Raw genomic sequence first — 20343 nt, 5'->3', positions numbered from 1 at the left:
CCGGCCTCGCGCCGGGTTTTTTGTTGAGAAGTCGGCGGGACAGCGCCCCCCTCTGGCCTGCCGGCCATCTCCCCCACAAGGGGAAGATTGGCAGTTTCGGCGCTCCGTTCATTCCTGCGACTTTGCAGACTGGCGAAAGCCGGTGTGAAGTCCAATCTCCCCCCTCGTGGGGGAGATGTCCGGCAGGACAGAGGGGGGCGCGAAGGATCGCTACGCCAAAAATCGCTATGCCGCAGAACTCGCTTCCCGGGCGACGCGCAGCCAGAGCGCCTTTTCGCCTAATGTGCCGACCATGTTCGCATGCGCGGCGCGCTCTGCTTCGGTCAGGCGAGACGGCAGCGCTATCGGCCGCGCGGCGATGCTGATGTCGATGTCGTCGACGTTTCTCCTGCCGCCGGCCGGCGCCGTGGCGCTGTCGAGGATGAGCGCCGCCTGCTTGCCGCCGATGAGCTCGATATAGACCTCGGCCAGCAATTCCGAATCGAGCAAGGCGCCGTGCTTGGTGCGGCGGGCATTGTCGATGCCGTAGCGCCGGCACAGCGCGTCCAGCGAATTGGGCCCCATCGGATGCTTGCGGCGCGCCAGCGCCAGCGTGTCGACGACAAGTCCGGGGTCAACGACCGGATGGCCAAGCCGGCCGAATTCGACATTGAGGAAAGCGATGTCGAAAGTCGCATTGTGGGCGACCAGCTTGGCGCCGTCGATGAAGGCAAGGAACTCCTCGGCGATGTCGCTGAAGGTCGGCTTGCCCATCAGGTCGGCGGCGCTGATGCCATGAACGGCCTGCGCCTCGGCATGGATCGGTCGTCCCTGCGGATTGAGGTAGTGGTGGAAGGTGCGGCCGGTCGGGAAACGGTTGACCAGCTCGATGCAGCCAAGCTCGATGACGCGGTCATCGCGGAAATCGAGGCCGGTGGTTTCCGTATCGAAGATGATCTCGCGCATCGAATCAGTCCGTTGGGTCCGGCGGTAGTCCAGCCGAATCATGATGGGAACAAATTGGCAACATATTACGCCGGGCGCAAGCGCCGTTAAGCAGGCTTGCCGGCTTTATCCCCGACCAGTTTCGCGACGATTGCATTGACCGCCGCGCGCGCCGCATCAAAACCTTGTCCGGTGTCGATGACGAAATCGGCGCGCTCACGCTTTTCGGCGTCGGGAACCTGCCTGGCCAGGATCGACGCCAGTTTCTCCTCGCTCATGCCCGGCCGCGCCAGCACGCGGGCGCGCTGGATGTCGGGCGACGCGGTGACCACCACGACCTTGTCGACCCGGTCGCGGCCACCGGTTTCGAACAGCAGCGGGATGTCGAGAACGACAAGCGGCGCGCCGGCGGCCCGGTGTCTGGCCAGGAAAGCGTCGGCGTCGGCGCGGACCAGCGGGTGGATGATCGCTTCCAGCCGTTTCAGTGCGGCAGCATCGCCGAGCACCCGCTCGGCCAGCCTGGTGCGATCGACCGAGCCGGAATTCGTCGTTCCGGGAAACGCCGCCTCGACCAGCGGAGCCGCCTTGCCGGCGTAGAGGCGATGCACTGCCTCGTCCGAATCGTGGACAGGCACGCCGGCCTCGGCAAACATCCTGGCCGTCGTCGACTTGCCCATGCCGATCGATCCGGTGAGGCCGAGCACGATCATGTTTTTTACTCCCTGGCGCCGAGATCGGCGACGATCATCTGCCGCAATTCGGCAGTGACCTCAGGCCTGATGCCGAACCAGCGCTCGAAGCCGGGCACCGCCTGGTGCAGCAGCATGCCGAGCCCGTCGACGGCTTTCAGGCCGCGCGCCTTGGCGGCGGCCAGCAACGGCGTTTCCAGCGGCACATAGACAATGTCGGTGACGATGGCATGGTCCGGCAGTCTGGCCGGATCGGCGGACAGGCCTTCATTGCCATGCATGCCAAGCGCTGACGTGTTGACCAGCAGGCCGGCATCGGCAAGCAGCTCGCGGGTCGCCGCCGTGCCGTGGGCCGAGACCCCGGCGCCGAAGCGGTGGCGCAGCTCCTCGGCTCGGGCGAGCGTCCGGTTGACGATGCGGATGTCACTGATGCCGCGCTGCTTGAGCGCATGGATGACCGCGCGGGCGGCGCCGCCGGCGCCAAGCACCACCGCCGGGCCGTTGTCTGCCCAGCCCGGCGCATGCTCGTCGAGATTGGCGGCAAAGCCATGGGCGTCGGTGGTGCCGCCGCACAAAATTCCGTCCTCGAGCCACAGCGTGTTGACGGCGCCGATCTGTACGGCCGCGTCGTCGCGGCGCGCCGCCAGCGCGAAGGCGGCCTCCTTGTGCGGGATGGTGACGTTGCCGCCACGATAGCCATTCGCCTCGAGCGTTCTCATGAATTCGGCAAAAGCATCTGGCGCGACGTCGATCGCCCGGTAGCTGCCGTCGATGCCGTATTTCGCCAGCCAATAGCCGTGGATCTTCGGCGACCGGGAATGCGCAACGGGGTGGCCTGTGACGAAGGCCTTTTTCGCGGCCTCAGCCATCGATGGCTCCGAGTTCGCGCAGCTTGGCCAGGACGGGCAGAAGCGGCAGACCGACAATGGTGAAATAGTCGCCCTCTACTCTTTCGAACAGCTGGATGCCCTCGCCTTCGATCTGGTACGCGCCGACGCTGGACAGCGCCTTGGCGCCGACGCGCGCCAGATGGCGGCCGATGAAGGCCGGATCGAGCTTCCGCATGGTCAGGCTAGCGACGCCGACATGCCGCCACAGAACCGCGCCGTCGCGGGCCAGCACCACGGCGCTGTTGAGCTGATGGGTCTTGCCCGACAGCGCCAGGAGATGGCGGCGGGCGGCTTCCATGTCGGCCGGCTTGTGAAACACTTCGTCGCCGAGCGACAGCGTCTGGTCGCAGCCGAGCACCAGGGCGCCGGGCATTCGCTCGCTGACCTCGGTGGCCTTGGCCTCGGCCAGCACCAGGGCGACGTCCTCGGGCGAGATACCGCTGCCTTGCAAGGGTGCTTCGAGCGCGCGCTCGTCGACTTCCGCCGGGACCGCCTCGACCGGCACGCCGGCATGGACAAGCAACGCCTTGCGGAACGGGCTGCCCGAGGCAAGGATGATTTTTTCGGCCATTGTTTATCGCCTGATCTTGCCTTCTCCCCTTGTGGGCGAAGGTGGATTGGCGCGTAGCGCCAAGACGGTTGAGGGGTGTTGGTAGGATCGCCGTCGGTGCCAAGCTGGAACACCCCTCATCCGACCTCGCTTCGCGAGGCCACCTTCTCCCACAAGGGGAGAAGGAAAGGACCGCCCACAGCACAATCGCCGGAAGCCTAGCGCGTCTTTCCCCGCAGTGCAACGATCGCCGCCGCCGTCTCCTCGATCGAGCGGCGGCTGACGTCGATCATCGGCCAGCCGTGCCGCGTGCAGATCTGGCGGGCGTAGGCGAGTTCCTCGCTGATTGCCGCGCGGTCGACATAGTCGGTCGGCTCGTAGGCGCTGGTGTTGCCGAGGATGCGGTTCTGGCGCACCTGCGAGATGCGCTCGGCGGTGGCGATCAGCCCGACGATCAGCGGCTTCGTGGCGTTGACCAGGCTTTCCGGCACCGGCACGCCGATCACGATCGGGATGTTGGCGGTCTTGATGCCGCGATTGGCGAGATAGATGCTGGTCGGCGTCTTCGAGGTGCGCGAAATGCCGACGAGCACAATGTCGGCGTCGTCCATATTGGCAGGCAGCTGGCCGTCATCATGCTCCATGGTGAAGTTGAGCGCGTCGATGCGGCGGAAATATTCGGCGTCCAGCACATGCTGGGCGCCGACGCGGCGGCCGGCCGGCGTGCCGAGATAGGACTGGAACACGGTCAGCACCGGTTCCAGCACGGAGACGCAAGGCAGGCCCATGGCGGCGCAGCGCTCGTCGATGCCGCGGGCGAGCTTCTGGTCGACGACCGTGTAAAGGATGATGCCCGGCTCCTCCTCGATGTCCTCGAACACTTTCGTCACCTGCTTTTCGGTGCGGATCAGCGGGTAGATATGCTCGATGGCGCGCGCATCCTTGTATTGCGCCGAAGCCGCGCGCCCGGCCGCCAGCAGCGTTTCACCGGTGGCATCGGAAATCAGGTGAAGGTGAAAGAAGCTCTGGGGTTTGTTCACAGGGGTACGTTCCAAGCTGTGGGGCGATGTGGATAAGGTCGGTCGGAAAGATCGGCCGGTTCGGGGCGACTGTATCAGATGCCAGTTTGTCCACAATTCGATGCGCTGTCGGCTTCGTCGGGCGGCTGGGGACAAGTCCGGGGACGGGCTTTTTCGACTCGGCCTCATCCACAGGGCCATTTTCTCCAGGCGGGCGGTAACGCATTGTTCCCAGTCGGGAATTTCCAACTGTCCCCAAACTCCTCCTATCCGGCAGAAGAAGCACGCGACAATATGCTGGCTGGCCTTTTCCGGGGCAAGGCGGGACAGGAGACAACCACCGATACCAACAGACTCTTAGAATCATAAGATTCCTAGAAATAGAATATTTAATTATAGAGAAGCCTGGAGAGGCGAGCGCTGAATGCCTGAAAACCGCATCATGCTGGACGTGTTGAGAGGCAAGGCGGTATCTCCGCCGCCGCTCTGGATGATGCGGCAGGCCGGCCGCTATCTGCCGGAATATCGCGAGACACGCAGGCGGGCCGGATCGTTCCTCGATCTTTGCTATAATCCCGATCTTGCCGTGGAAGTGACGCTGCAGCCGATCGAGCGTTTCGGCTTCGATGCATCGATCCTGTTTTCCGATATCCTGGTCGTGCCGCATGCGCTGGGCCGCGACGTGCGCTTCGAAGAGGGACGCGGACCGTTGTTGACGCCGATCTCGGCGACGGAGATTGCGGCTCTCGACGGCGAAACGTTTCACGTGAATCTCGAACCGGTCTACGAGACGGTCAGGCGATTGCGGACAAGACTGCCTGATCAGACGACGCTGATCGGCTTCTGCGGCGCGCCGTGGACGGTGGCGACCTATATGATCGCCGGCCATGGCACCTCAGACCAGGCCCCGGCGCGGCTGTTCGCTTATCGCGAGCCGGCGGCTTTCCTGCAATTGCTGAACGTGCTTGCCGATCACTCGGCCGCCTATCTGATCCGACAGATCGAAGCCGGCGCCGATGTGGTGCAGATCTTTGACTCGTGGTCCGGCGTGCTCGACGAAGTTTCTTTCGAGGCGTTTTGCGTCAGGCCGGTGGCGGAGATCGTCAGGCAGGTCCGGGCCGTCCATCCCGACATTCCGATCATCGGCTTTCCCAAGGGCGCCGGCGCCCATTACCGCAGCTATCGCCGAAAAACCGGCGTGACCGGGCTGGGGCTCGACTGGACCGTGCCGTTGACGACGGCGAGGGAACTGCAGCGCGACGGCGCCGTGCAGGGAAATCTCGATCCGTTGCGGCTGGTGGCGGGCGGCAAGGCGCTTTCAGACGGTGTCGACGCAATCCTGAAAGCACTGGGCGATCGACCGCTGATCTTCAATCTCGGCCATGGCATCACGCCGGAAACGCCGATCGCGCATGTCGAGGCGATGGTGAAGATGGTGCGGGCGCATCGATGACCGACATGAACAACGCCAACAGTGGTGCGGGCAGCAGCGGTGGTGCAGCGATGCGTCGAGCAGCGATCGCCATCGTCATCTTCCTCGTCCTGGCGGCGCTTCTGTTCCTGTTCGGGCCGGATGATTTCTATCCCTGGGCAAAGGCGATCCATGTCATCGCCGTCATCTCCTGGATGGCGGGCATGCTCTATCTGCCGCGGCTGCTGGTTTATCATGCCGACGCGGAAAAGGGCTCCGTCCAGTCGGAGACCTTCAAGGTGATGGAGCGCCGGCTGCTGCGCGGCATCATCAATCCAGCCATGATCATCACCTGGGCGTTTGGCCTCTGGCTTGCCTGGAAAGGTTTTGGTTTTCAGGGTGGCTGGCTGCATGCCAAGATCGCCGCGGTGCTCGGCCTCTCGGCCGTTCATGGCTATCTGGCCGGCGCGGTGCGCAAATTCGCCGAGGACCGCAACGAAAAGCCCGCGAAGCACTGGCGGATCGTCAATGAGATTCCCACATTGCTGATGATCGTCATCGTCGTGCTGGTAATCGTGAAGCCGTTTTGAGCTTCGTGCTTAGCCGATATCTGCAACGCTGGTAATTGGCGAAACCATCAATGAGAGCGCCCCACTCTCCCCCGTCACTATACGGGGAGAGGATGCCGGCAGGCAGGTGAGGGGCAGCGCAAACCTGATGCGATTGGTGCTCGCAAAAGGCGGCTTGCTCTTTCAGTCGACCAACGATAAAAGACGGGTCTTCCTTCCCGTCATGCGCCGCCCCATTTCATCGCTTCGGCCGCGCCCGGCATTTGTCGCATCCCGCCGATATTTTCCCCATACTTACTCACTCAGAGTCCGTCTAATGATGCAAGAAATGAAACTCACAGAGTTCAAGAACAAGAAACCGCCAGAGCTGATCGCTTATGCCGAATCGCTCGAGGTCGAGAACGCCAGTGTCATGCGCAAGCAGGAGCTGATGTTCGCGATCCTGAAGCGGCTGGCGACCCAGGATATCGAGATCATCGGTGACGGCGTCGTCGAAGTGCTGCAGGACGGTTTTGGCTTCTTGCGCTCGGCCAATGCCAATTATCTCCCGGGTCCGGACGATATCTACATCTCGCCGTCGCAGATCCGCCGGTTCTCGCTGAAGACCGGCGACACCGTCGAGGGCCCGATCCGCAGCCCGAAGGAGGGCGAGCGCTATTTCGCCCTGCTCAAGGTCAACACGATCAATTTCGACGACCCGGAAAAGATCCGCCACAAGATCCATTTCGACAATCTGACGCCGCTTTACCCGACCTCGCGGCTGAAGATGGAAATGGACGTTCCGACCTCGAAGGATATCTCGGCCCGCGTCATCGACCTGGTGGCGCCGCTCGGCAAGGGCCAGCGCGCCCTGATCGTGGCGCAGCCGCGCACCGGCAAGACGGTGCTGTTGCAGAACATCGCCCATTCGATCACCACCAATCATCCCGAATGCTACCTGATCGTGCTGTTGATCGACGAGCGGCCGGAAGAAGTCACCGACATGCAGCGCTCGGTGAAGGGCGAGGTCGTCTCCTCGACCTTCGACGAGCCGGCGGTGCGCCACGTCCAGGTCGCCGAAATGGTGATCGAGAAGGCCAAGCGCCTGGTCGAGCACGGGCGCGACGTCGTCATCCTGCTGGATTCGATCACCCGCCTCGGCCGCGCCTACAACACCGTGGTGCCGTCATCCGGCAAGGTGCTGACCGGCGGCGTCGACGCCAATGCGCTGCAGCGGCCGAAGCGCTTCTTCGGTGCTGCCCGCAACATCGAGGAAGGCGGCTCGCTGACCATCATCGCCACCGCGCTGATCGACACCGGCAGCCGCATGGACGAGGTCATCTTCGAAGAGTTCAAGGGCACCGGCAACTCGGAAATCGTGCTCGACCGCAAGGTGGCGGACAAGCGCATCTACCCGGCCATGGACATCCTCAAGTCCGGCACCCGCAAGGAAGATCTTTTGGTCGCCCGCCAGGACCTGCAAAAGATCTTCGTGCTGCGCCGCATCCTGGCGCCGATGGGCACGACCGACGCTATCGAGTTCCTCATCGACAAGCTCAAGCAGACCAAGACCAACGCGGATTTCTTCGATTCGATGAATACGTAAGGTTGGCGCCTCTTGCCTTCTCCCCTGTGGGAGAAGGTGGATCGGCGCGCAGCGCCGAGGCGGAAGAGGGGTGCTGGACGGAGTGCGGTCGCACCAATCTGGAACACCCCTCATCCGACCGAGCTGTCGCTCGGCCACCTTCTCCCACAAACAAGGGGAGAAGGGAGAGCCGTGCCGCATCCCCTCTCCTATCCGCGCCGCAACCGCCGCTCGAGTTCCTCGGCGTCCGTTATCACCGGCAGGCAGACCTGCCCGGTGCACAGCCAGGCGCCGGGCTTGGTCGTTGGCGGCAGAACGCTGCCTGGCAGCATCGGCAGGTTTGTCGCCGAACCGACCGGCACGATCGTGTCGATCCGGCGCGGGTCGGGATTTCGATTCGCTACCGGAACAAGCCTTGGACTCTCTGAGCTATCCACCAGCACCAGCTTCAACGGCTCGATTGCCAGGGCACAGGCGTTGACGATCCCCGCCTGGCCATAGGCCTGATGCGCCCCACGGCCGGCGGCGTGTTCGGCGATCTTCCAGGTCTTTTCCTGCAATTCGAGATCGCCGGAAAGCGACGACAATCGGACCATGGCCTCGATGATCTGGCCGGTGGCTGACGGGATGGCCTCGTCGGCATCGCCCCTGATGCGGATCGGTACGTCGCTGCTGTCCGACGCGGTCAGGTAGTAGCCGGTGCTGTTCTTATCGCTATGCCATTGGTCGAGCTGCGCGATGAATTGGCCGGCCAGCTCGGCATAACTCGATGTTCCGGTAGCCTCGAACAGCGAGATTGCGGCGTTGGCCATGGCGGCGTAGTCGCTCGACAGCGCCGGAAACAGCTTCTTGGCGCCAAGCATCGAATGCGGCAGGCGACCGTCTCGGCCAGCACTGGCAATGGCAGCAAAGGCCTGTTCCGCCGCCTCGATCCAGTCGATCCGTTTCAGGGCGCGCCCGGCCTCGGCGAGAGCCGCGATCACCAGGCCGTTCCAGTCGGTCAGGATTTTTCCGTCACGCCCGGGCCTGACGCGCTGCTCCCTGGCCGCCAGCAGTTTTTCTGTGAGCGGAATGAGCCGGTCGCGATCGGCGACGCTTTGTTTTTGCTGGGCTTCAGTCTGGTGGATGATAGGCTTGCCCTCCCAGCCATGCGGGCTGGAAAGCGTGAAATAGTTGAAAAACAAGGCGGATTCGTCGCCGAGAGCGGTTTCGATCTCATCCTTGCTCCAGGTGTAGAACAACCCCTCCTCACCCTCGCTGTCGGCGTCCAGGCTGGCGGCGAAAGCACCGCCATCGACGCGCATCTCGCGCAGCAGCCAGTCGATCGTGTCTTCGATTCGTACCCGGAACAATTCGTTGCGGGTCGCCGCAAAAACCCAGTTGCACAGCCGGATGAGCTGCGCGTTGTCGTAGAGCATTTTTTCGAAATGCGGCACCAGCCATTCGGCATCGGTCGAGTACCGGCTCAGCCCGCCGCCGATATGGTCATAGATGCCGCCCGCCAGCATCTTTTCGAGGCTGAGCAGGACAGCGTCACGATGGGCTGTGGCGCCGTCGCGCAGCCAGGACAGCCACAGCGTCTGCATGAACGGCGCATTGGGGAATTTGGGCGCGCCGCGCAGCCCGCCCAGATCCCTGTCGATCATGCCGTCGATGCCGTTGGCGAGCGTCGCGAGCGTGTCGCGATCGAGCACCGCCTTGGCATGGCGGCCGGCCAGCCGCGCCTCGACGTGCGTGGTCAGGCCGTGGGCGCTTTGGTTAACGCTTTCTTTCTTCCCGCTCCACGCCTTGTCGACCGCCTCCAGCACCTGGACGAAGCCCGGGCGGCCGTAACGGGCTTCGCGCGGAAAATAGGTGCCGCCCCAGAAAGGTTTTCCGTCCGGTGTCAAAAACATGGTCAGCGGCCATCCGCCCTGCTCGCCCATCGCCGACAATGCGGCCATATAGATCTGGTCGATGTCCGGCCGCTCTTCGCGATCGACCTTGATATTGACGAACAGACGGTTCATGACGGCGGCGACGTCGCCGTTCTCAAAACTTTCGTGCGCCATAACATGGCACCAGTGGCAGGCGGCGTAGCCGACTGAGAGCAGGATCGGCCGCTCGAGCGCCTTGGCTTCGGCGAGCGATGCCGGCGACCACGCCCGCCAATGCACGGGGTTGCCGCTGTGCTGCTGCAGATAGGGGCTGGCCTCTTCGGCAAGCAGGTTCTTCGCGGGCAACGTCACTGTTGATAACTCGGCAATCTGTTGGTGAACAAGCGAAGCTAGGGCGGTTGTGCTGGGTCGGCAAATGATTTCAGGTAATTCCATTGTTGCCCTGTCGAGCGGCCGCCTGCCCGCCGGTGTTGCCGTGATCCGCATTTCCGGACCGCAAAGTCGATTCGTCGTTGAAACGATTGCTGGCCCCAAGATCAAGAACCGTGTTGCCGCCTATCGCCAGTTCAGGGCGCTGGACGGATCGGTGCTCGACAGCGGGCTGGTGGTTTTCTTTTCCGGCCCAAACAGCTTTACCGGTGAGGATGTCGCCGAATTCCACGTCCATGGCGGGCGGGCCGTGGTGGCGAAGATGCTGGAGGTGATCGCCGGCTTGGACGGCGTCAGACATGCCGAGCCGGGCGAGTTCACCCGCCGCGCCTTTCTCAATGGCAAGGTCGATCTGGTCGAGACCGAGGCGCTGGCCGATCTCGTCAATGCCGAGACCGAGGCGCAGCGGCGCTTTGCCGTCCGGAATGCCGAAGGCGTGCAGAGCGAGCTCTACCTCGCCTGGCGCCGTCGGCTGATTCATGCGCGGGCGATGATCGAGGCGGAAATCGATTTTGCCGACGAAGACGATGTGCCGGGTTCCGTTGCAGACACGGTCTGGTCCGGCGTCCGCGCGATGATCGGCGAGATCGAGCGTCATGTCCAAGGCTTCCGGGCCGCCGAAATCATCCGCGACGGCTTCGAGGTCGTCATTCTTGGTGCGCCGAATGCTGGCAAATCGAGCCTGTTCAACGCTCTGGCCCGGCGCGAGGCGGCGATCGTCACCGAAGAGCCCGGCACCACCCGCGATCTGCTTGAAGTGGCGCTGGACCTGGAGGGGATGCGGGTAAGAGTGACCGATACCGCCGGCCTGCGCGAGACGCCCGGCAGGATCGAGGCGATCGGTATCGAAAGGGCGAGGAGCAAGGCCGGCACTGCCGATCTGCTGCTGGTGCTGGAGGATATGGTGGAGCCCGTGCCGATCGGCGCAATACCACCTGATGTCCCGGCCTTGAGGATTGGGACGAAGTCCGATTTGCTGCGGGATGAATCGCTTGTGGCGCGCTATGACCTGGCAATCTCAACCAGGAACGGCACCGGGTTGGCGGAATTGCTGGCCGAGATCGGCCGTCGCGCCGCTGCGCAGGTCGGCCAGGCCGGCGATATCCTGCCATCGCGGCTGCGGCACGTCGAACTGCTCAACGAGACGAAGCGCTTCCTGCTGGCGGCAGCGGCAGAGGATGGGCGCGGGCAAGAGCTGCGGGCAGAGGAATTGCGGCTGGCGGCTGATCGGCTTGGCCGCATTGTTGGAGCGGTCGATGTCGAGGACATGCTCGATGTCATCTTTGCGCAGTTCTGCATCGGCAAATGACTCACGTGAAACATTGCGGGCCGGCCAGCTCTGGGTGATTCACGTGAAACACCACGCGATTAGCTCGAAGGCATTGTTTCACGTGAAACGATTCGCTGAGCAATCGCTTCATTCTAGGTTCCGGGCGCTGTGCGACTCTTCCTTCTCCCAGAAGGGGAGAAGGAAAGAAGGCCGCAGCTGTTCTTGACACTACGTCCTGACGGGGACATGTGTCGGTCACCCTGAATCTGGAACACTAAAAATGACCGATCACTATGATGTGGTTGTCGTGGGCGGCGGCCATGCTGGTTGCGAGGCGGCCAGTGCTGCCGCGCGCGCTGGCGCGAAGACTGCCCTGGTGACGCTGCGCTTCGAGACAATCGGCGTCATGTCGTGCAATCCGGCGATCGGCGGCCTCGGCAAGGGCCATCTGGTCCGCGAGATCGACGCCATGGACGGGGTGATGGGGCGCGTCGCCGATGCGGCCGGCATTCAGTTCCGTTTGCTCAATCGCCGCAAGGGCCCGGCGGTGCGCGGGCCGCGCACGCAAGCCGACAGAAAACTCTATCGGCTTGCCATGCAAGCGGCGATTCGCGAACAGGCGGGTCTCGACGTGGTCGAGGGCGAGGTCCTGGATTTCGAAATCGCCAATGGGCGCCTGGGGGCGGTGCTGCTGGCGGATGGCCGCCGGCTTGGCTGCGGCGCCGTGGTGCTGACCACCGGCACTTTCCTGCGCGGGCTGATCCATATCGGCGACAAGAAAATCGTTGCCGGCCGCATGAACGAGCAAGCCAGCCTTGGCCTGTCGGCTACGATGAGCCGCGCCGGCTTCAAGCTCGGACGGCTGAAGACCGGCACCCCGCCACGGCTGGATGGACGCACGATCGATTGGGCGTCGCTGGAAAGCCAGGCGGCGGATGACGACCCGGTGCCGTTCTCGCTGATGACCGACCGCATCGACAATCCGCAGATCCATTGCGGCATCACGCGCACGACGGCGGCTACACATGATCTGATCCGCGCCAATCTGGGCCGTTCGGCGATGTATTCCGGCTCGATCGAAGGGGTGGGGCCGCGTTACTGCCCGTCGATCGAGGACAAGATCGTCAAGTTCGGCGATCGTGAAGGCCACCAGATTTTTCTCGAGCCGGAAGGACTGGACGACGACACGGTCTACCCGAATGGCATTTCGACCTCGCTGCCGCAGGACGTGCAGCTCGACATTCTAAAAACCATTCCGGGCCTTGAACGCGCCACCATGCTGCAGCCCGGCTATGCCATCGAGTATGACCATGTCGATCCGCGCGAGCTCAAGCCGACGCTCGAAACCAAGCGGATCGCCGGTCTTTTTCTGGCCGGGCAGATCAACGGCACCACCGGTTACGAGGAGGCCGGGGCGCAGGGGTTGTTGGCCGGCCTCAACGCCGCGCGCAAAACGTCGGCAAGCGACCAGATCGTGCTCAGCCGCACCGAGGCCTATATCGGGGTGATGGTCGACGACCTGACCAGCCGTGGCATCGCCGAACCGTATCGGATGTTCACTTCGCGGGCCGAGTTCCGGCTGTCGCTGCGCGCCGACAATGCCGATGAGCGGCTGACGCCGCTGGCGATGAAGCTCGGGATTGCCTCGCAGGAGCGGATGCAACGGTTTAGCGATATCGTGCAGAACCTTGAAAATGCGAGGGACCTTGCGCTTGGCTTCACCATGACCCCGAATGAAGCGGCGCGTCATGGGCTGGTGATCAACCGGGACGGGGTACGCCGCTCGGCCTATGAGTTGCTGGCCTATCCCGGCGTCGACGTCGCCTGGCTGGCCAGAATCGCCCCGCAGTTTGCGGGAATTGACAGCAAAACGGCTGAACGCCTTGAAACGGAAGCGAAATATTCGGTCTATCTAAATCGCCAGCAAGCTGACGTCACGCAGATCAGGCATGAAGAGAGCCGATTGATCCCGGGGTCGCTCGATTTTGCTTCCGTTCCGGGGCTGTCCAACGAGTTGAAGCAAAAGATGCTGGCACGTCAGCCGCGCTCGATCGCCGACGCTCAGCGTATGGAAGGCATGACGCCGGCGGCACTGGCAATCATTGTCGCGCATGTCCGCAACGCCGAGGCTGCCACGCGAAGGAATGTTGCGTGAGCGCTGCCTCATGGGCGGGCCTGCAATCGGCTGCCGGTCCGGTTTCACGTGAAACATTCGAACGCTTGGTAGAGTTCGAGACGGTCTTTCAGAAATGGAACCGCCGGATAAACCTGGCGGCGCAGTCGACGCAGGGCGACGTCTGGCGCCGCCACATCCTCGACAGCGCGCAGCTGGCGCGAATCAAACCAGACGCGAAGCGCTGGCTCGATCTCGGCTCCGGTGGCGGTTTTCCCGGCCTGGTGCTGGCGTTCCTGCTTGCCGAGCGCGACGGCGCCAGCATCGACCTGGTTGAAAGCAATCGGAAAAAGGCATCGTTCCTGCAAGCGGTCGTGGGCCAGTTCAACCTGCCGGCCAGGGTCGTCGCACGGCGCATCGACGACGCGTATCCGTTTGTTTCAACACCTCAAATCGTTACCGCCAGAGCGCTGGCGTCGCTTCCTGTGTTGCTCGAACTGGCGGCGCCGTGGCTGACGACGGGCACCTGCGGCCTGTTCCACAAAGGCCGGGATTACCGTACCGAATTGGCAGAAAGCGCTCAACGATGGTCGTTCGATCTGGTAGAACATGCCAGCGCGACCGACGCTCATGGCGTCATCCTCGAACTGTCTGATTTGCGCCAACTGACTTAGATCGGCGACCTCGGCATGAATTTCTGGCATAGACCCATGATGAAGAATGGCCCCCGAATCATCACCGTAGCCAACCAGAAGGGCGGCGTCGGCAAGACGACGACGGCCATCAATCTGGCGACGGCGCTGGCGGCGATCGGCGAGCAGGTGCTGATCGTCGATCTCGACCCGCAAGGCAATGCCAGCACCGGTCTCGGCATCGACCGGCGCGACCGGACCGTTTCCTCCTATGACGTGCTGACCGGCGAGCTCGATCTGGAGGCGGCGGCGATCCCGACGGCGGTGCCGGGACTGTCTATCGTGCCGTCGACGCTCGACCTGCTCGGCATCGAAATGGAGATCGCCTCGGCGCCGGACCGGGTGCTGCGGCTGCGCAACGCCTTGCGTGCCTCGGCCGAGCGCTCGGCGAATTTTGGCTATGTGCTGATCGATTGCCCGCCGTCGCTCAATCTGCTGACGCTGAACTCGATGGCGGCAGCCGATTCGGTGCTGGTGCCGCTGCAATGCGAGTTCTTTGCGCTCGAGGGCCTGAGCCAGCTTTTGGAGACGGTCGAGCAGGTCCGCCGCTCGATCAATCCCGAGCTGACCATCCAGGGCATCGTGCTGACCATGTTCGACGGGCGCAACAACCTCGCCAACCAGGTGGTGCAGGACGTGCGGGCGCATATGGGCGACAAGGTCTATGAAACCGTCATCCCGCGCAATGTGCGCGTCTCCGAGGCGCCGTCCTACGGCAAGCCGGCGATCCTCTACGACCTCAAATGCTCCGGCAGCCAGGCCTATCTGCAGCTTGCCTCCGAGGTGATCCGCCGCGAGCGCAAACTGCGCGCCGCTTAGAAGCCGAATTGATACCGAAACGATCTGGACAGACGATGAGCGAAGACCTTTCGAGAAAAAGACTGGGCCGGGGACTGGCGGCGCTGATCGGCGAAATCGATCGTCCGGCAGCAGTGGAAAAGCCGGGCATGAATGCCGACGGCAAGGTGCCGATCGAGTTCCTGAGCCCGAACCCAAAGAATCCACGCCGGCATTTCGGCGACGCCGACCTGACCGATCTTGCCCAGTCGATCCGCGAACATGGCGTGGTGCAGCCGGTGGTGGCGCGGCCATCGCCGACGCAAGCTGGCCGCTACGAGATCATCGCCGGCGAGCGGCGCTGGCGCGCCGCGCAGCGCGCCGGGCTGAGCGAGATCCCGATCATCGTGCGCGATGTCAACGATCGCACCGCGCTCGAACTGGCGATCATCGAGAACGTCCAGCGCACCGACCTCAATCCGGTCGAGGAGGCGATGGGCTACCAGCAGCTGATCGACGATCACGGCTACACCCAGGCCGATCTCGGCCAGGTGATCGGCAAGAGCCGCAGCCATGTCGCCAACACGCTGCGGCTGTTGAAGCTGCCGGACGTGATCCGCGACATGCTGGTCGACGGCGCGCTGTCGGCCGGCCATGCCCGTACATTGGTGACGGCGCAGGATCCGGCGGGCCTGGCCAAGCGCATCGTCGAGGACGGGCTTTCGGTGCGCCAGGCCGAAGCGCTGGCGCAGATGCCGGCGGGTGCGCCGACGGTGAAGCGACAGCCTGCAGCACCGGTGCAAAAGGATGCTGATACGCGGGCGCTGGAAAAGTTCATGACCGACACGCTCGGCATGTTCGTCACGATCGAGCACAACGAGCGCGGCGGCGTGATCAGCGTCGCCTATCGGACGCTGGAGCAACTCGACGAGCTTTGCCGGCGGCTGAAGCAGGAGGGGTAATTAGCCGGCAAAGAGCCTCGGGTCCCGCTTGTTTTAGACGAGGATCGGCGACCTTATAGGCTACCTGCTCCAGCGTTTGCGCCGCCCCTCACCTGCCTGCCGGCATCCTCTCCCCGTATAGTGACGGGGAGAGGGGGCTGTCATCGACGGCTTCGCCAATCACCAACGTTGCCGATAAGAGGCCGGCAGGGCAATGAGGGGCGGCGATTGCCAGCCCTTCCCTTTTCTAGCGCCGGTGATTGGCGAAATCGTCGAGGCTGCTGATCTCCCTCCCTGAGGGGGAGATGGCCGGCAGGCCAGAAGGGGTCGCCTCACATCAAGCGCCGGCACCTTGCTGAAGCGAAGAAGATGTCGGCGCTCCACGCGCTGCCCTGTCGCCTTCGGCGACATCTCCCCCTCAAGGGGGGAGATCAGGTGCGCGCCAGTCTTGCGCTCTCCACGGCGATGCCGAGCAGCGCCTGCCGGGCCAGCGCGACCGCGAGGTCCGGCCGGCGCCGGGTCTGCAGCACCGCCGTCTGCAGGCGGTTGAGCGCGCGGGCGAGCGCCTCGCTGCTCCAGCGTTCGAGGGCTTTTTCGACCAGCTTGCGCCGCGCGAAAAAAACCGGCGGGCGCGCCGCGGCGACGACCGAAGCGGCGTTGCGGCCGCCGGCGTCCATCAGGCCGCGCATTGCCTGGATCGCCTGCAGCTGCCGCATCGCCGACGACAGCACCAGAAATGCCTGGCCGCCGGACTGGCAGTGACGGGTGAAGGCGATGTCGAAGTCGCCGACCTTGCCGTCGAGCAAGGCATCGACGGCGTCATCGAAGGACAGGCCAGAGACGTCGCCCGACGTCGCCTTGACGTCATCGAGGCCGATTTCGCTCTGGCCGTGGGCATAGAGCACCAGCTTTTCGATCTCGCCGCGCGAGGCCAGCCGGTCACCACCGAGGTTGCGGCGCAGCGCCTGGCGGGCTTCCAGCGTCATCGACATGCCGGCCTTGCGCAATTCGTCGTCGATGACCGTATCGATGTCCCGCGCCTCGTCGGCGTAGCACGGCAGCGCCATGGCAATGTCCGCCGCCTCGACAATGGCGCGCAGCCCGACGCCCTTCTTCAGGTCGCCGGCCTCGATCAGGATGATGGCGTCACGCGGCGGCTCCGCGGTCAGCGCCTTGACGTCGTCGGCAAGCGCCTTCTGGCCGGACGCATTGCGCACCCAGAGCAGGCGCCGGTCCGAAAACATCGGCACGGTGCGGGCCTCGTCGAGCAGGCGGCCCTCGTCGCGATCGACTTCCGAACCGTCCAGCCTGACCACAGAGAACGGATCATCGAGCGGCAGGCCGGTCTTGCCGGCAAAGGCACGGGCGCGCTCGGCGACCAGCCCGCGGTCGGGCCCGTAGAGCAGGACGATCGAGACACGCGGGTCCGGCCGCGCCAACCACGAATCGACCTCGTAACCTTTCTTCTGTGCCATGGGTTCTGGGTTAGCATGATGCGGGCGCGGGGTGAAACGATAGGTGGGCAATCGCTGCGGACAAACGATGAGGAGCGTGATCCCCCCACAAGGGGGAAGATTGGCAGCTCCGGCCGCCGTGCTCAGCCTCAATCCGAGGCCTTGTCCAATCTGGCGGGAAACCCGGCGTAATCATGCGCCAAATTGCGCGCAGAGCCGGAAGATCGACAAGAAATTTCGCTGACATATCTTCATCCTGACAGGTGCTGCTGGCGGCGCGGTGGTTGGCCGGAAGCCTTGCCCGACGAATTGGCACTGGTCTGCCGGTGTGCAAGTATCTTGGCCGGGCAACATGGGAGGACGAAGGTCATGGCCGATGCGGGAATGTTGCGCTTCCATGTGCCGGAGCCCGAGGTGCGACCGGGCGGGACGCCGGATTTTTCTGATGTGACCATCCCCAAGGCCGGCTCGGTGCCGCGTCCCGAGATCGATGTCGATCCGCGTGATATCCGTGATCTGGCGTTTTCGATCATCCGCGTGCTCAACCGCGCCGGCGAAGCCGTCGGGCCGTGGGCCGGCCTGCTTTCCGACGACGAGTTGCTGGAAGGCCTGCGCCATATGATGACGCTGCGCAGCTTCGACGCGCGCATGCAGATGGCGCAGCGGCAGGGCAAGACCTCGTTCTACATGCAGCATCTCGGCGAAGAGGCGGTGAGCTGCGCCTTCCGCAAGGCGCTGGCGCCGGGCGACATGAATTTCCCGACCTATCGGCAGGCCGGCCTGCTCATCGCCGACGGCTATCCGATGGTCACGATGATGAACCAGATCTATTCGAACGAGGCCGATCCGCTGAAGGGCCGGCAACTGCCGATCATGTATTCGTCGAAGGAGCACGGCTTCTTCTCGATCTCCGGTAATCTGGCGACGCAATATATCCAGGCGGTCGGCTGGGCGATGGCTTCGGCGATCAGCAATGATTCGAAGATCGCCGCCGCCTGGATCGGCGACGGCTCGACGGCCGAGTCCGACTTCCATTCGGCGCTGGTGTTCGCCTCGACCTACAAGGCGCCGGTCGTGCTCAACGTCGTCAACAACCAGTGGGCGATCTCGACCTTCCAGGGCATCGCCCGCGGCGGCTCCGGCACATTTGCCGCCCGCGGCCTCGGCTTCGGCATTCCGTCGCTGCGGGTCGACGGCAACGACTATCTCGCCGTCCACGCGGTGGCCAAATGGGCGGCGGAGCGGGCGCGGAAAAATCTTGGGCCGACGCTGGTCGAATATGTCACCTATCGCGTCGGCGCGCATTCAAGCTCCGACGATCCGTCGGCCTACCGGCCGAAGGCCGAATCCGACGCCTGGCCGCTCGGCGACCCGATCGTCAGGCTGAAGAACCATCTCATCCAGCGCGGCGTCTGGTCGGACGAGCGCCACACCCAGGCCGAGGCGGAAATCCTCGAAACGGTGATCGCGGCGCAAAGGGAGGCCGAGCGCCACGGCACGCTGCATGCCGGCGGCAAGCCTTCGACGCGCGACATGTTCGAAGGCGTCTATGGTGAGATGCCGCCGCATCTCAGACGCCAGCGCCAGCAGGCGGGGGTCTGACCATGCCAAGACGGACCATGATCGAGGCGATCCGCGACGCCATGGACGTGTCGATGGGGCGCGACGAACGCGTCATCGTGTTCGGCGAGGATGTCGGTTTTTTCGGCGGCGTCTTTCGCTGCACCCAAGGCCTGCAGGCGAAATACGGCAAGAGCCGCTGCTTCGACACGCCTATCAGCGAAGCGGGCATCGTCGGCTCGGCCATCGGCATGGCCGCCTACGGCCTGAAACCCTGCGTCGAGGTGCAATTTGCCGACTATGTTTATCCGGCCTATGACCAGATCGTCTCGGAGGCGGCGCGGCTACGCTACCGCTCGAACGGCGATTTCACCTGCCCGATCGTGGTCAGGATGCCGACCGGCGGCGGCATTTTTGGCGGCCAGACCCACAGCCAGAGCCCGGAGGCGCTGTTCACGCATGTCTCCGGCCTGAAGGTCGTCGTGCCGTCCAATCCGCATGACGCCAAGGGTCTTCTGATCGCGGCGATAGAGGATCCCGATCCGGTGATCTTCCTGGAGCCGAAGCGGCTCTACAACGGCCCGTTCGATGGCCATCACGAGCGCCCGGTGACGCCGTGGTCGAAGCATGAGCTCGGCGAGGTCGCCGACGGGCATTACACGGTCCCGCTCGGCAAGGCGGTGATCCGCCGGCCGGGCGCCGCTGTCACCGTGCTGGCCTACGGCACGATGGTCTATGTCGCGCAGGCGGCGGCCGAGGAGACCGGCATCGACGCCGAGATCATCGATCTGAGGACGCTGCTGCCACTCGATCTCGAGACGATCGTCGACTCGGTCAACAGGACAGGCCGCTGCGTGATTGTGCACGAGGCGACGCTGACATCCGGCTTCGGCGCCGAGCTGTCGGCGCTGGTGCAGGAAAACTGCTTCTACCATCTGGAAGCGCCCGTGGTGCGGGTCGCCGGCTGGGACACCCCCTATCCGCATGCGCAGGAATGGGACTATTTTCCCGGTCCGGCCAGGCTCGGCCGCGCACTCGTCGAAACGATGGAGGCCTGACGATGGCCGGCAGAGTCTCAGACCAATTGCCAATGGTGGCGCCGCCCCTCATCCGCCTGCCGGCACCTTCTCCCCGTGCAGAACGGGGAGAAGGGACTGGCCGCCACGCCGGCGATCCCCAACTCCCCGTTTTTCACGGGGGTCCGAAGGACGGGCGAGACAAGCGGCTCGCCCCGGAATGGGCAGGGGTGAGGGGCAGCGCAAACGCTTCGGTAGAGGGGACCTGACGATGGGCGAATATGTGATCAAGCTGCCCGATGTCGGCGAAGGCGTCGCCGAGGCCGAACTGGTCGAATGGCAGGTCAAGGTCGGCGATCTCGTGCGCGAGGACGCGGTGCTTGCCGCCGTCATGACCGACAAGGCGACGGTCGAGATTCCTTCGCCAGTCGACGGCGAGATCGTCTGGCTGGGTGCGGAGATCGGCGACACGGTGGCGATCGGCTCGCCCATTGTACGCTTGAAAGTGGCCGGCGAGGGCAATGTGAAGGCAGCTGCGGAGCCGGGCGGCGAGGCGGCCGCCAAGAGCACCGACCGCAGTACCCCCACCCCTAACCCC

General features: G+C 64.1%; 18 protein-coding genes. 11 read left to right on the top strand and 7 right to left on the bottom strand.

The features are described 5' to 3' along the window. Nucleotides 1-225 precede the first annotated feature (225 nt). From dnaQ to AC0L15_RS31895, 5 genes are all read right to left on the bottom strand, one after another. On the bottom strand, nt 226-945 hold the full coding sequence (dnaQ, locus tag AC0L15_RS31915; RefSeq protein ID WP_027153624.1) for a DNA polymerase III subunit epsilon: 720 nt from the start codon (nt 943-945) through the stop codon (nt 226-228). Between the two features lie 86 nt (nt 946-1031). Next, on the bottom strand, nt 1032-1634 hold the full coding sequence (gene coaE, locus AC0L15_RS31910; RefSeq protein WP_287250442.1) for a dephospho-CoA kinase: 603 nt from the start codon (nt 1632-1634) through the stop codon (nt 1032-1034). A gap of 5 nt (nt 1635-1639) precedes the next feature. Next, entirely contained in the window at nt 1640-2482 is an 843-nt protein-coding gene (locus AC0L15_RS31905; RefSeq protein WP_473498241.1) for a shikimate dehydrogenase, read from the bottom strand. Beyond that, nucleotides 2475-3074, bottom strand: coding sequence for a Maf-like protein (locus tag AC0L15_RS31900; RefSeq protein ID WP_287250444.1), 600 nt, complete (start codon nt 3072-3074; stop codon nt 2475-2477). The genes AC0L15_RS31905 and AC0L15_RS31900 overlap by 8 nt, the downstream gene beginning before the upstream one ends. A gap of 197 nt (nt 3075-3271) precedes the next feature. Beyond that, nucleotides 3272-4093: a pyruvate, water dikinase regulatory protein gene (locus tag AC0L15_RS31895; RefSeq protein ID WP_023802686.1), complete on the bottom strand. Its 822-nt coding sequence runs from the start codon at nt 4091-4093 to the stop codon at nt 3272-3274. Nucleotides 4094-4496: 403 nt separating this feature from the next. Between AC0L15_RS31895 and hemE the strand changes: the two genes are divergently transcribed. The 3 genes from hemE (at nt 4497) to rho (ending at nt 7637) form a co-directional block, all read left to right on the top strand. Then, nucleotides 4497-5525 (top strand): uroporphyrinogen decarboxylase, encoded by a 1029-nt coding sequence (gene hemE, locus AC0L15_RS31890; protein ID WP_287250446.1) that lies wholly within the window; start codon nt 4497-4499, stop codon nt 5523-5525. Next, nucleotides 5522-6073 carry a protoporphyrinogen oxidase HemJ gene (gene hemJ / locus AC0L15_RS31885; RefSeq protein ID WP_027153630.1) on the top strand — a complete coding sequence of 184 codons (552 nt, stop codon included), beginning with the start codon at nt 5522-5524 and terminating at the stop codon, nt 6071-6073. The genes hemE and hemJ overlap by 4 nt, the downstream gene beginning before the upstream one ends. Nucleotides 6074-6371: 298 nt before the next feature. Next, entirely contained in the window at nt 6372-7637 is a 1266-nt protein-coding gene (gene rho, locus AC0L15_RS31880; protein ID WP_027153631.1) for a transcription termination factor Rho, read from the top strand. 188 nt (nt 7638-7825) lie between these two features. Here rho and AC0L15_RS31875 read toward each other — a convergent pair whose 3' ends face one another. Continuing rightward, entirely contained in the window at nt 7826-9844 is a 2019-nt protein-coding gene (locus AC0L15_RS31875; RefSeq protein ID WP_287250447.1) for a thioredoxin domain-containing protein, read from the bottom strand. A gap of 64 nt (nt 9845-9908) precedes the next feature. Here AC0L15_RS31875 and mnmE point away from each other — a divergent pair, with 64 nt between their 5' ends. The 5 genes from mnmE (at nt 9909) to AC0L15_RS31850 (ending at nt 15736) form a co-directional block, all read left to right on the top strand. After that, nucleotides 9909-11231: a tRNA uridine-5-carboxymethylaminomethyl(34) synthesis GTPase MnmE gene (gene mnmE, locus AC0L15_RS31870; RefSeq protein ID WP_287250449.1), complete on the top strand. Its 1323-nt coding sequence runs from the start codon at nt 9909-9911 to the stop codon at nt 11229-11231. Between the two features lie 241 nt (nt 11232-11472). Then, nucleotides 11473-13347 (top strand): tRNA uridine-5-carboxymethylaminomethyl(34) synthesis enzyme MnmG, encoded by a 1875-nt coding sequence (gene mnmG, locus AC0L15_RS31865; protein WP_287250451.1) that lies wholly within the window; start codon nt 11473-11475, stop codon nt 13345-13347. Next, nucleotides 13344-13979, top strand: coding sequence for a 16S rRNA (guanine(527)-N(7))-methyltransferase RsmG (gene rsmG, locus AC0L15_RS31860; protein WP_128171034.1), 636 nt, complete (start codon nt 13344-13346; stop codon nt 13977-13979). Before mnmG ends, rsmG begins: the two co-directional genes overlap by 4 nt. A 36-nt stretch (nt 13980-14015) precedes the next feature. After that, nucleotides 14016-14816 carry a ParA family protein gene (locus AC0L15_RS31855; RefSeq protein WP_287141032.1) on the top strand — a complete coding sequence of 267 codons (801 nt, stop codon included), beginning with the start codon at nt 14016-14018 and terminating at the stop codon, nt 14814-14816. A gap of 35 nt (nt 14817-14851) precedes the next feature. Next, nucleotides 14852-15736, top strand: a complete 885-nt coding sequence (locus AC0L15_RS31850; RefSeq protein ID WP_128245761.1) for a ParB/RepB/Spo0J family partition protein — start codon at nt 14852-14854, stop codon at nt 15734-15736. A gap of 410 nt (nt 15737-16146) precedes the next feature. On the opposite strand, the gene holA is transcribed toward AC0L15_RS31850, so the two are convergent. Beyond that, nucleotides 16147-17190, bottom strand: coding sequence for a DNA polymerase III subunit delta (gene holA / locus AC0L15_RS31845; protein WP_287240046.1), 1044 nt, complete (start codon nt 17188-17190; stop codon nt 16147-16149). A gap of 348 nt (nt 17191-17538) precedes the next feature. Here holA and AC0L15_RS31840 point away from each other — a divergent pair, with 348 nt between their 5' ends. From AC0L15_RS31840 to AC0L15_RS31830, 3 genes are all read left to right on the top strand, one after another. Beyond that, nucleotides 17539-18771 (top strand): 3-methyl-2-oxobutanoate dehydrogenase (2-methylpropanoyl-transferring) subunit alpha, encoded by a 1233-nt coding sequence (locus AC0L15_RS31840; RefSeq protein WP_128176560.1) that lies wholly within the window; start codon nt 17539-17541, stop codon nt 18769-18771. Nucleotides 18772-18773: 2 nt separating this feature from the next. Continuing rightward, entirely contained in the window at nt 18774-19787 is a 1014-nt protein-coding gene (locus AC0L15_RS31835; RefSeq protein WP_023802698.1) for an alpha-ketoacid dehydrogenase subunit beta, read from the top strand. Between the two features lie 229 nt (nt 19788-20016). Then, nucleotides 20017-20343 (top strand): biotin/lipoyl-containing protein (locus AC0L15_RS31830; RefSeq protein ID WP_473498236.1); only part of this gene is annotated, 327 nt, incomplete at its 3' end.

This window comes from Mesorhizobium sp. WSM4846, from assembly GCF_055811415.1.
Note: the sequence above shows the minus strand (reverse complement) of the source record. Positions and strands in the feature narration are given on the sequence as shown.